We start from the raw sequence: 11,558 nt of genomic DNA, 5'->3' as shown, positions 1-11,558 counted from the left end.
CATAATCGGCCTCATGCCGCATGTGTTGCTGATCGAGGACGACGCGTCCGTACGGGACGGGATGGAGCTCGTGCTGCGCCGGCACGGGTACGGCGTGGAGACCGCCGCCACCGGCGAACAGGCCCTCGCCCTGCTGGCCGGGGAGCGGGGAGCGCGGGTCGAACTGGCCGTTCTGGACCTGATGCTGCCCGGCATGGACGGCTTCGAGGTGTGCCGCCGCATCCGCGCCCGCTCGGCGACCCTGCCGGTCATCATGCTGACCGCACGCGGCGACGACCAGGACATCGTGACCGGCCTGGAGGCGGGCGCCGACGACTACGTCGTCAAGCCGGTCACCGCACCCGTCCTGGAGGCCCGCATCCGGGCCGCCCTGCGGCGGGCGGAACCGTCCGGGCAGGCCCAGGGGCTCGCCGCCGACCTTGCCGGGCTGGTGATCGACCGCGCGGGCCTGACCGTCACCAAGCACGGCACACCGGTCCCGCTGCCGCCCACCGAACTGCGGCTGCTGCTGGAGCTGTCGGCCTCCCCCGGCCGGGTCCTCAGCCGCGAGCAGCTCCTCGAATCCGTCTGGGACCACACGTTCCTGGGCGACTCCCGGCTGGTGGACGCGGCGGTCGGCCGGCTGCGGGCCAAGCTGGAGGACGTACCGGCCAAGCCCCGGTACGTCCAGACGGTGCGGGGCTTCGGCTACCGCTTCGGGCCGCTGTGAACCGTACGGCCCACGCCGGCGCCAGGCGTCCCGCCGCCGCCCCGAGAAGGCGCTCGCGACGCCTCGTCGGCGGGCTGCGCATCCGGCTCGTCGTCACCTTCGTCGTCGTCGCCCTCATCAGCGCGGTGACCGCGACCGCACTCGCCTACCGGGACGCCCGCACCGCCGTCCTCCAGCGCACCCAGAACGCCGCCGTGAACGACCTCCGGGAGCGGGTCACCGCGGTGTCCGCCGACTTCGACGTACCGCCCGACCAGCAGTCGCTGTCCCGGTTCGCGGCCCGGGTGTCGGACGGCATCGGCGGAAACATCGTGGTCGCCCGCTACCAGGACCTCTCCGCAGTCTCCGACTCGCTCGCCGACACGGAGGCCCGGATCACCGTCGAGCTGCGCACCGCCGTCATGACCGGCGACGACGCGAGGTTCCAGCGGGTGCGGTGGCGGGGCGAGCCCTACCTGGTGGTCGGCACGCCCGTCGTCTTCGCCGACGGGGACCACCGCACCTCCGGCCTGGAGGTCTACGCGATCTCCGATCTGCGGGCCGAGCGCGACGACACCGCCGCCCTGCTGGACTCCGTACGGGCGGGCATGGTGCCGGTGGTGCTGGTGGCCGCCGTCCTGGCGCTGCTGGCCGCGGGGACGGTCCTTCGGCCGGTGCGGAAGCTGGGCCGGGCCACCCGCGAGCTCGCGGCCGGAGACCTCGGCAGCCGGGTCGCCGTCTCCGGGCACGACGAACTCGCCGACCTGGCCAGGACGTTCAACGAGACCGCCGACGCGCTCCAGGCCTCCGACACGGAGCTGCGCGAGCAGGAGGCGAAGGCGCGCCGCTTCGTGGCGGACGTGTCGCACGAACTGCGCACGCCCCTCGCGGCGATGACGATGGTGGCGACCGTACTGGAGGAGGACGCCGACCAGCTCCCGCCGGACGCGGCGCGGGCGGCCCGTACCGTCGGCGCGGAGACGGCCCGGCTGTCCCGGCTGGTCGAGGACCTGATGGAGATCTCCCGCTTCGACGCGAAGGCGGTACGGCTGAACGCGGCCGAGACGGACCTGGCCGACACCGTACGGGCGTCGCTGGCGCTGCGCGGCTGGACGGACCGGGTGCGGACGGACCTCGACGAGGGCGTACGGGCGGTGGTCGACCGGCGCCGGATCGACGTGATCGTCGCGAACCTGGTGGGCAACGCGCTGCGGCACGGGGCTCCGCCGGTCACCGTGACCCTCACGACGGCCCTCGCGGCGGACGGCGAGTGGGTGGTGCTGTCCGTCGCCGACCACGGACCGGGGCTGCCGCCGGAGGCGCGGGAGCGGGTCTTCGACCGCTTCTACAAGGCGGACGCGGCCCGCACCCGCGGCGCGGCCGACGACAGCGGACAGGGCAGCGGCCTGGGCACGGCGATCGCGCTGGAGAACGCCCGCCTGCACGGCGGCACGATCGAGGCGGCCGTTGCGGCCGATGCGGCGGACGGACCGGCGCGCGGTGCGGTGTTCACACTGCGGCTGCCCCTGCGACGTACGGGAGAGGACACGGAGTGAAGATCCGCCAGGGGATCGCGGCCGCCGCGCTGGGGGCCGCCCTCGTGGGCTGCGGCGTCCAGCCGACCGGGGTGATAGGCGCGGGCGAGCCCGCGTCCGGGCTGACGCGCGGCATGCGGCTGTACTACGCGTCGGCGGGCGGGCTGCGCGCGGTGCCGCTGGTCGACCGGGAGGTCGAGGACCTCAACGGCGTGCTGAAGCTGCTCGGCGCCATGCCGCCGCCCGCCGATCAGGGCGGGCTCACCTCCCTCGTCCACCTCGGCGGTTACTCGGCGACCGGCTCGGGCGCCCGGGTCACGGTGCGCCTGGAGGGCCTCTACGGGGAGTCGGGCCGCGACCAGGCCACGGGCCAGCTGGTGTGCACGCTGGCGCGCGCCCAGTCCGTACTCGAACCGAAGGTCAGGACCGATGACGTCGAGGTCACCCTGCGCCCGTCCGAGGGCGAAGCGCTGGGCCCGTACCGGTGCGCGGAGTTCCTCAACGGGTGAGCCGTCCTCGCGGGGCAGTTCTTCTTCGCGGAGTCAGCGGTCCTCGACTCGGCGAAGATCGCGCCGTACTCGACCAGTACCACCATCCGCACCACCCTCACGGAGGACACCATCTACGACGGGAGCGGGGTCACGGGCGGGCTGCTGAAGCTCTCGTACCGCAAGGGCCGGATGGCCCGGGGTGTCGTCGGCTCGATCACGATGGGCGTGGACCCGGACGAGACGCACGACGGCACCGATCTCTGACCGGCACTCAGACCTCCGTTTCCCCCGCGGAGGGGAAGGGCCCGGAACCTACATGCAAGGAACGGTTCCGGGCCGTTCCGGCGCGCGTGTCCGGGGAGGCAGTACAGCCGTATGGCCCCCGTGCGGATTCGCGCTCGGGCGTCGCGGCGTTAACTGGGGTCGGCGGTAAGAGGCGTGACGGGGAGCTCGCCTGTGCTGCCGTCACCCCACGACCGCTGAGGAGTTTCCGTGTCCGCTTCCCGTCCGTCGGCCGTCCGGCGTCCCCCGTACGCCGTCCACGCCGGTGCCTGTGCCGCCGCGCTGCTGCTGCTCACCGCCTGCGGCAACACCTCCGAGACGGCCGCCAAGGACCCCGCCGCCCGGGCGAGCGCCACGGCCACCGCCGGTGTCGCGGGTCCACCGGCCGAGCGGGTACGGAGACGGGCCGCCCCGGGGCCGTACGCGCCGGTCGTCCGGCCGCGCGAGATCCCCGCGCTGGGACCGAAGACCCGGGCCGCGATTCCGGCGGACGCCAAACAGGTCCTCGTCGTCACCGGCGACGACTACGACTCCAGCCTGTCCAACACGGTCCTCTACGCCCGGGACAACCCGGCCCTGGGCTGGCTGCCCGTCACGACCCGCTGGCCTGCCCACAACGCGCTGAACGGCTGGACCGACGAGCACTGGGAGAACGACCTCCGCTCCCCGGTCGGGGTCTACGGGCTGACGTACGCGGGCGGTCTGCTCGATCCTCCGGAAACGGCGTTCCCCTACGACCAGAACCCGGCGTTCGTGGTGAGCGGCGAGGGCTTCGACGGGGAGCCGCTCGAAGGGTCCTTCGACTACGTCGTCGCCATCGACTACAACCGCACCCCCGGCGTCACCCCCCTGGACCGGGAACGCCCCCTCGGCCAGGAACGCGGCGGCGGCATCTGGATCCACGTCGACCACGGCGGCCCGACCCAGGGCTGCATCTCGCTCCCCGAGGACCGGATGCGGGAACTCCTGAGCACCCTCGACCCGGCGAAGAAGCCGGTCGTCGTGATGGGGGACGCGGAGGCCCTGGAGCGGTGAACCGGGTACGGGAAAAGGCCGGGACCGTGGTGCGCTCCCGGCCCTTCGCCGTATGTACGTGAGACCTGCCTACGCGGGCTTCTCCTCCAGGCGCGGGAAGAGCACCGCGCCCTTCGTCACCGTCGCGCCCAGCGGGAGCCGGCCCCAGGTGCCCGCGTCCTGCACGCGCTGGTCGGACAGCGCGCCCAGGGACGCCTCGGCGCCCAGCGACTCCCACAGCTTCTGCGAGGTCTCCGGCATCACGGCGTTCAGCAGGACCGCGACACCGCGCAGCGACTCGGCGGCCGTGTAGAGGATCGTCGCGAGGCGGGCCTGCCCCTCGGGGGAAGTGTCCTTGGCGACCTTCCAGGGCTCCTGCTCCGTGATGTAGCCGTTGACCTGCTTCACGAAGTCGAAGATCGCCAGGATGCCGGCCTGGAAGTCCAGCTCCTCGCCGATCTTCTCGTCGGCCGTGGCGACGGCCTTCGCCAGTCCCTCCTGGACCGCCTTCTCGGCGTCACCCGACGCGGTGGCCTCCGGGAGCGCCCCGCCGAAGTACTTGCCGACCATGGCCGCGACGCGCGAGGCGAGGTTGCCGTAGTCGTTGGCGAGCTCGGAGGTGTAGCGGGCGGAGAAGTCCTCCCAGGAGAACGAGCCGTCGCTGCCGAACGCGATCGCCCGCAGGAAGTACCAGCGGTACGCGTCCACGCCGAAGTGCGAGGTCAGGTCCTGCGGCTTGATGCCCGTCAGGTTCGACTTCGACATCTTCTCGCCGCCGACCATCAGCCAGCCGTTGGCCGCGACCCGGCCGGGCAGCGGCAGGCCCTGCGCCATCAGCATCGCGGGCCAGATCACCGCGTGGAAGCGGAGGATGTCCTTGCCGACCAGGTGGACATTGGCGGGGAACGTCCCGTCGAACTTCTCCTGGTTGGCGCCGTAGCCGACCGCCGTGGCGTAGTTCAGCAGGGCGTCGACCCACACGTAGATGACGTGCTTCTCGTCCCACGGCACCGGGACGCCCCAGTCGAAGGTCGAGCGGGAGATGGAGAGGTCCTGCAGGCCCTGCTTGACGAAGTTGACGACCTCGTTGCGGGCGGACTCGGGCTGGATGAAGCCCGGGTTGTTCGCGTAGAACTCCATCAGCTTCGGGCCGTAGGCGCTCAGCTTGAAGAAGTAGTTCTCCTCCTTGAGGATCTCCACCGGCTTCTTGTGGACCGGGCACAGCTTGACGCCGTTCTCGTCCTCGATGAGGTCGCCGGGGAGCTTGTACTCCTCGCAGCCCACGCAGTACGGGCCCTCGTAGCCGCCCTTGTAGATCTCGCCCTTGTCGTACAGGTCCTGCACGAACTCCTGCACCCGGTCGGTGTGCCGCTTCTCCGTCGTACGGATGAAGTCGTCGTTCGCGATGTTCAGGTGCTCCCAGAGGGGCTTCCAGGCCTCCTCGACGAGCTTGTCGCACCACTCCTGCGGGGTGACATTGTTCGCCTCGGCAGTGCGCATGATCTTCTGACCGTGCTCGTCCGTGCCGGTGAGGTACCACACCTTCTCGCCGCGCTGGCGGTGCCAGCGCGTGAGCACGTCGCCTGCGACGGTCGTGTAGGCGTGGCCCAGGTGAGGAGCGTCGTTGACGTAGTAGATGGGGGTCGATACGTAGAAACTCTTCACGCCGTCGCCCCCTTGCTTCTCGGATCCAGTGGCCGCCATGGTCGAAATCCTAACGGCCCGCGGGAGATCAACTCACACCGATAAACCCGGCCACGGGCGTGGAGACCTTTGCGAAACATCCCTTCCCGTAACAAAGACGCATCCTGGGAGGGAGCGGACACGCGTGGACGAGGCAGGGGACATCACGATGCGGGTACTGGTCGCCGAGGACGAGGAGATCCTGGCGGAGCTGGTCGCCACCGGGCTGCGGCGGGCCGGGTTCGCCGTCGACACGGTGTACAGCGGTGACGCCGCCCTCGCCTACCTGGGGCTGCACGACTACGACGTCGTCGTCCTCGACCGCGACCTGCCGCGGGTGCACGGCGACGACGTGGCGCGCGGCCTCGTCGCCTCCGGCTCCCGGACCAGGATCCTGATGCTCACCGCCGCCGCTTCCATGGAGGACCGGGTCGCCGGGCTCGACCTCGGCGCCGACGACTACCTGGGCAAACCGTTCGAGTTCCCCGAGCTGGTCTCGCGGGTACGGGCGCTGCGGCGGCGCAGCGCCCGCCCCGTTCCCCCGCAGCTGGAACGGCACGGCATCCGGCTCGACACCGTACGGCGTACCGCCTCGCGGGACGGGCGGGAGCTGGACCTCTCGCCGAAGGAGTTCTCGGTGCTCCAGCTGCTGCTGGAGGCCGACGGCGGGACCGTCAGCGCCGAGGAACTGCTGGAGCGGGCCTGGGACGCCAACGCCGACCCCTTCACCGGCGCGGTGCGCGTCTGCATGAGCAAGCTGCGCGGGAAGCTCGGGGAACCGGCGCTGATCCGTACGGTGCAGGGCGTGGGGTACGCCCTGTGAGGCGCTTGGCCCAGGTGCCGCACTCCAGGATCCGGACCCGGATCGCGCTCGTGTACGGCGGAGTGTTCCTGATCCTCGGCACGGCGCTGCTCGCCACCGTCAACCTCGCCTCCCGCGCCGGTACGGACTCCCAGGCGCGCGACATCGCCCGCACCGCTGCGGTCGTCCAGCCCGGCTACGCGGTGAACGGTCCGCTCGTCACCCGGCGCAGTCTCGGGCCGCCCACCGTCTACGACCTCACCGACCACGTCAGCGACGCGGCCGGGCAACAGATGCTCATCTGGTCCGTGGCCTCGCTGCTCGTGATGACGGCCTGCGCGGTCGCCGTGGGCTGGTGGACCGCGGGGCGGGTGCTGCGTCCCGTCCACGCCATGACCGCGAAGGCGCGCCGGCTCTCCGAGCACAATCTGCACGAGCGGATCGCGTCCAGCGGTCCCGACGACGAGCTGAAGGAGCTCGGCGACACGCTCGACGCGCTGCTGGCCCGGCTGGAGAAGGCGTTCGACAGTCAGCGGCGGTTCATCGCCAACGCCTCCCACGAGCTGCGGACCCCGCTCGCCACCCAGCGGGCCGCGATCCAGATCGGTCTGGACGACCCGTCCGCGGAGGATCTCGTACGCACTCGGCAGACGCTCCTGGACAACAACCGGCGCAGCGAGCGGCTCATAGAGGGGCTGCTGGTCCTGGCGCGCAGCGAGCGCGGGCTCGCCGAGGGCGAGCGGGAGACGGTGGATCTCGCGCAGGTGGTGGCGGAGGAGGCGGCCCGGCACCCGGGCGTGCGGGCCGATACGCATTTCTGCACGGTGCGGGGGAACCGGATGCTGCTCGCGCAGCTGGTGGCGAATCTGCTGGTCAACGCCGTCACGTACAACGTGCCGGACGGGACGGTGGACGTGTCACTGGTGACGGCCGGCGGCGGGGCGCTGCTGGAGGTCCGCAACACCGGGCCCGTGGTGGACGCGGCGGACATCCCCGGGCTGTTCGAGCCGTTCCGGCGGGGTGAGGGCAAGGACCGGATGGGGCGCGGGTCGGGCCTCGGCCTCTCGATCGTGCGCTCCATCGCCGTCGCGCACGGCGGTACGGTCACGGCGGTGCCGGGCCCCGGGGGCGGGCTCGCCGTGACCGTACGTCTGCCGGTGGATCAGGCGTCGGCCGCGGTGTCGCGGGCCGCGATCCAGGCGGGGAGCGCGGCGAGGACCTCGCGGTAGAACGTGGTGTCCGCGACCTCCTGGGGTGCGGGGCCCGCGTGGAAGAACCCGGCGTTCGGGGCGTCCAGCTTGCGCAGGAAGTCGAAGCCCTTGGCGTCCTGTTCGCCGAACGCGACGAACTGGAAGAACAGCGGCAGCCGCGCCGCGTCGGCCAGCGCCTGCTTGGCGGCCTGCTTGGCGTCCGGCGGACCGTCCGTCTGGAAGATCACCAGGGCGGGGCCGGTCGCCTCCGACTTCTCGTAGTGCGCGACGACCTCTTCGACGGCGCTCTGGTAGTTCGTACGGCCGAGGCGGCCGAGGCCCGCGTTCAGCTCGTCGATCCGGCCCTCGTGGTCGGCGAGGCCGACCGTGCCGGTGCCGTCGATGTCCGTCGAGAAGAAGACCACGGGGACGCTCGCGTTCTCGTCCAGGTGCGCGGCGAGTGCCACCGTGCGGTCGCCCAGGTGCTGGGCGCTGCCGTCCTTGTAGAACGGCCGCATGGAGCCGGAGCGGTCGAGGACCAGGTAGACGGTGGCGCGCAGCCCGGTCAGCCCGTGCGCCTTCAGCCCGGCCTGGGCCGCCTTGTACGAGTCGACGAGCCCGGGAGCACGCGACTTGACCTTGGCGAGGGTGAGCGCGGGCTTGGGGGCGGCGGCCACCGGAGCGGGCTCGGGGGCGGGCTCCGGCGCGGGGGCGGGGGCGGGGGCCGGGGTGGGCTCGGGCTCTGCCTGCGCCTCGGGCTCGGCGGGGGCCGTTTCGGCTACGGGGGTGGGGGCGGGGGTTTCTGCCTTGACCTCGGGCTCGGGCTCGGGCTCGGCCTCAGCAGCTGCGGGCTCCGGCTCGGGCTCGGCCTCGGCGGCTACGGGCTCGGGTTCCGGCTCGGCCTCGGCGGCTACGGGCTCGGGTTCCGGCTCGGCCTCGGCGGCTACGGGCTCGGGCTCGGGCTCGGCCTCAGCAGCTGCGGGCTCCGGCTCGGGCTCGGCCTCGGCGGCTACGGGCTCCGGCTCCGGCTCCGCGACGACCGGCTCGGCCTCTGCTGCGGGAGCCTCAACCTCGACGACCTCCACCTCGACGACCTCCGTCGCCTTCGGCTCCGCCGACTCCGGCTTCGGGGCCGAACCCTGTGCCGGGACCGTGGGGATGGACGCCTTGTCGAAGGCGGCCGCCACGAGGTCCGAGGCCAGACCGCTGTTGTCGCCGACGGACCGGGGAGAGGCGGGGGCCGGTACCGAAGCCTTGGTGGCCGGGGCGGTTTCGCGCACCGGGGCCGTCTCCGCGGCCGGCTCGTCCGCTGTCGCTGTCGCCGGCTCCGCGGGCGCGGTGCGTTCGGTCTGGGGCGGGACCGTGGCCGTCGGCGCGTCCTGCTCCGCGCGGTCACGGCCGAACACCTTGCGCAGCAAGCTCCGAATGCCCATGGGCGAGGCCTTTCGCGTGAGTTGGGTGCGATAAATGTCCGACCTGCGGGAATTGATCCCTGGCCAGGGCGGATACGTAAGGTTAGCGGCCGGATCCGGCCCTTCGGTGGTGCGGCCCGCCCGTGTGAGAACTGAGCCGCAACCGAGCCCTGAACGAGTCCTGTGCGCATGCCGTGCGGGCCTGATGTACGTCGTTCAAATGTGCGCACTCGATCCAGAGTCGTCTTGTTAACGTGAACGGACGGTGCATCTGACGGAAAGTCAGGCGCACCGTTGTCCGTTATTTGCCTGCGTTACCAAGAAGGGCTCCCACATGGGACAACCATCCCGTAGAACTCGTTTTGCCGCCTGTGCCGTCGCGGCAGGGGCGATGCTTTCCGGCCTCGTCCCGGCGGTCGGTGCGGCCGCCGCTCCGGCGTCCGCGCTCCCGTCCGCGGTGCAGGCCGCCGACGACCCGGGCAACGAGGGCATGCCGGACGACGGATTCGACGACGAATCCGAGGCCGAGCAGGACGACTTCGCCGGAACCGGAACCGCATCCGTTTCCCCCGTCCCGGGCGTCTCCGGTCTTGCCGCCGCCCCCCCTCCCCGGCCGGGCCGCCGACTTCAAGCTGGCGAAGAGCACCGACATTTCCGGTCTCGTCACGAAGCTGGACGCCGCGCTGCCCAAGCAGGGCCTCACCGAGCTGATGGAGCAGGCCAATCGGCCCGCCGACTGGGAGAGCGCCTGCGGAACGGCCGGTATCTACGGCTCCGATCTGGCGGTCAACCACCGCGTCTGCTGGCAGAGCGACGACGCCACCTCCTCGGAGTGGGTGCCGCAGGCCATCACCGGCGTCTCGGACGCGCAGGAGGACGAGGACTGGGGCACGTCCAACGCCGAGCCGATCGCCGTGGCCGGTTACGACGCGGAGAACCCGGGCCGCAGCAACTACGCCTCGGGCAGCGACAACTGCGTTCAGAGTTCGGCATCGGACGCCTGCAACGAAAAGGGCATCCGGGTCAGCTTCTTCAACCAGGCCACCAAGATGTACCGCCATGTGCTGCTCGTCTGGCCGTACCTGAACTCCAAGGACCACATCTCCTTCGACGCGCTGCACGCGAGCGAGGGCAAGTGCACCACCGAGGTGACGCCCTCCTGCGCCGCGCAGAACGGCATCCACGCCGGTGGAATGGTCTGGTACGGCGACTACCTGTACGTCGCCGACACCGCCAACGGCATGCGGGTCTTCGACATGCGCAAGATCATGGACCTCAACCCGGACAACAACGCCGACGTCGACGACCCGACGCCGGACGGTCTGGTCAGCAACGTCGTGGACAAGAAGCGGGTCGGCCGGCAGAGCAACGTCTGGTACGGCTACGGCTACCGCTACGTCATGCCGCAGGTCGCCACGCTGAAGTTCACCACGGCGAAGAACGGCGGGACCACCAGCGGGAACCAGTGCTACGCCACCGGGCGCCCGAAGGCCTCGTACATCTCGCTGGACCGCACCGACACCGACCACATGGTTCTCGGTGAGTACTGCAACACCAACAACGGTGGCACGAGCCCCGGCCGCGTCGGCACGTATCCGATGACCGCGCTGACCGCCGCGGTCGAGGGCGCGACCGGCACGGCGGCCAACGCCGACCTGGCCTACGGTCTGCCGACCGGCGGCACCTTCAACAACGAGGCCCTGTGGCACAAGATCCAGGGCGTCACGCGGTACGAGGGCAAGTGGTACTTCCACCGCAGCAACGGCTTCGACAACGGCCGGCTGCTCCAGGCCACGCCGGGCACGGTCGACGGAACGTCCCAGCTCGTCGGCAACGCGAAGACGCTGGAGTCGTCGTTCGGGCCCGAGGATTTCTACCTCGCACACGGGCGCGGTGACGGTTTCGCGCCGCAGCTGTGGTCGCTGAGCGAGCACGCGCCGAGCAAGTGCGGGGCGTGCAAGCGCGAGGTGTACAGCTACAACATGTCCGAAGTGATCAGCGACTTCGGCTGATCCGCCGGGCAGGCCCTAAAGTCGGATGCATGGTTTCCGGTGAGGCGCCGCAGGCGGAGGGCAGCGTTCGGGTCGACGTCTGGATCTGGTCGGTCCGGCTGACGAAGACCCGTTCGCAGGCCGCTGCCGCCTGCCGCGCCGGTCATGTGAAGGTCGCAGGCGAGCGCGCCAAGCCCGCCCAGGCGTTGCGCGTCGGCGACGAGGTACGGCTCCGGCACGCCGGCCGCGACCGGATCGTGGTCGTGTCGAAGATCGTCAAGAAGAGGGTCGGCCCTCCGGTGGCGGCGGAGTGCTTCATCGACAACAGCCCGCCCCCGCCGCCGCGCGAGACGGCGATCCAGGTTCCGGTACGGGACCGGGGCGCGGGGCGGCCGACGAAGCGGGACCGGCGCGAGATGGAACGGTTGCGGGGGCCGGCTCCACGGAGTGACGGTTCCACGGAGTGACGG

10 protein-coding genes and 1 pseudogene are annotated in these 11,558 nt (G+C 71.4%); 9 read left to right on the top strand and 2 right to left on the bottom strand.

The window, feature by feature from the left end:
* Nucleotides 1–13: 13 nt before the first annotated feature.
* The 5 genes and pseudogenes from OG978_RS20010 (at nt 14) to OG978_RS19990 (ending at nt 4,031) form a co-directional block, all read left to right on the top strand.
* Nucleotides 14–709 carry a response regulator transcription factor gene (locus OG978_RS20010; RefSeq protein ID WP_326766541.1) on the top strand — a complete coding sequence of 232 codons (696 nt, stop codon included), beginning with the start codon at nt 14–16 and terminating at the stop codon, nt 707–709.
* Nucleotides 706–2,244: a HAMP domain-containing sensor histidine kinase gene (locus tag OG978_RS20005; protein ID WP_326766540.1), complete on the top strand. Its 1,539-nt coding sequence runs from the start codon at nt 706–708 to the stop codon at nt 2,242–2,244. Before OG978_RS20010 ends, OG978_RS20005 begins: the two co-directional genes overlap by 4 nt.
* Nucleotides 2,241–2,732: a hypothetical protein gene (locus OG978_RS20000; protein WP_326766539.1), complete on the top strand. Its 492-nt coding sequence runs from the start codon at nt 2,241–2,243 to the stop codon at nt 2,730–2,732. Before OG978_RS20005 ends, OG978_RS20000 begins: the two co-directional genes overlap by 4 nt.
* Before the next feature lie 12 nt (nt 2,733–2,744).
* Nucleotides 2,745–2,978 (top strand): annotated as a pseudogene (locus OG978_RS19995) (dioxygenase); the annotation flags it as partial.
* Nucleotides 2,979–3,206: 228 nt separating this feature from the next.
* Complete coding sequence (locus OG978_RS19990; protein WP_326766538.1) at nt 3,207–4,031, top strand: L,D-transpeptidase family protein; 825 nt, start codon at nt 3,207–3,209, stop codon at nt 4,029–4,031.
* 69 nt (nt 4,032–4,100) lie between these two features.
* On the opposite strand, the gene metG is transcribed toward OG978_RS19990, so the two are convergent.
* Nucleotides 4,101–5,714 (bottom strand): methionine--tRNA ligase, encoded by a 1,614-nt coding sequence (gene metG, locus OG978_RS19985; RefSeq protein WP_326766537.1) that lies wholly within the window; start codon nt 5,712–5,714, stop codon nt 4,101–4,103.
* 148 nt (nt 5,715–5,862) lie between these two features.
* Between metG and OG978_RS19980 the strand changes: the two genes are divergently transcribed.
* Both OG978_RS19980 and OG978_RS19975 read left to right on the top strand, forming a co-directional pair.
* The gene (locus OG978_RS19980) at nt 5,863–6,516 is read left to right on the top strand and encodes a response regulator transcription factor (protein WP_326770092.1); all 654 of its coding nucleotides are present in this window, start codon (nt 5,863–5,865) and stop codon (nt 6,514–6,516) included.
* A 5-nt stretch (nt 6,517–6,521) separates the two neighbouring features.
* The gene (locus OG978_RS19975; protein WP_442817718.1) at nt 6,522–7,724 is read left to right on the top strand and encodes a sensor histidine kinase; all 1,203 of its coding nucleotides are present in this window, start codon (nt 6,522–6,524) and stop codon (nt 7,722–7,724) included.
* Here the strand turns inward: OG978_RS19975 and OG978_RS19970 are convergent.
* The gene (locus OG978_RS19970; RefSeq protein WP_326766535.1) at nt 7,658–9,118 is read right to left on the bottom strand and encodes a VWA domain-containing protein; all 1,461 of its coding nucleotides are present in this window, start codon (nt 9,116–9,118) and stop codon (nt 7,658–7,660) included. The two genes, OG978_RS19975 and OG978_RS19970, sit on opposite strands and share 67 nt — an antisense overlap.
* 569 nt (nt 9,119–9,687) lie before the next feature.
* On the opposite strand from OG978_RS19970, the gene OG978_RS19965 reads away from it, so the two are divergent.
* Together OG978_RS19965 and OG978_RS19960 are read left to right on the top strand one after the other, a co-directional pair.
* A complete protein-coding gene (locus OG978_RS19965) occupies nt 9,688–11,109 on the top strand; it encodes a hypothetical protein (RefSeq protein ID WP_326766534.1) in 1,422 nt (473 codons plus the stop codon).
* Nucleotides 11,110–11,138: 29 nt separating this feature from the next.
* Nucleotides 11,139–11,555, top strand: a complete 417-nt coding sequence (locus OG978_RS19960) for an RNA-binding S4 domain-containing protein (protein ID WP_326766533.1) — start codon at nt 11,139–11,141, stop codon at nt 11,553–11,555.
* Nucleotides 11,556–11,558: the final 3 nt, after the last annotated feature.

Origin of the sequence: Streptomyces sp. NBC_01591 (assembly GCF_035918155.1) — a bacterium.
Classification (GTDB): domain Bacteria; phylum Actinomycetota; class Actinomycetes; order Streptomycetales; family Streptomycetaceae; genus Streptomyces.
Note: the sequence above shows the minus strand (reverse complement) of the source record. Positions and strands in the feature narration are given on the sequence as shown.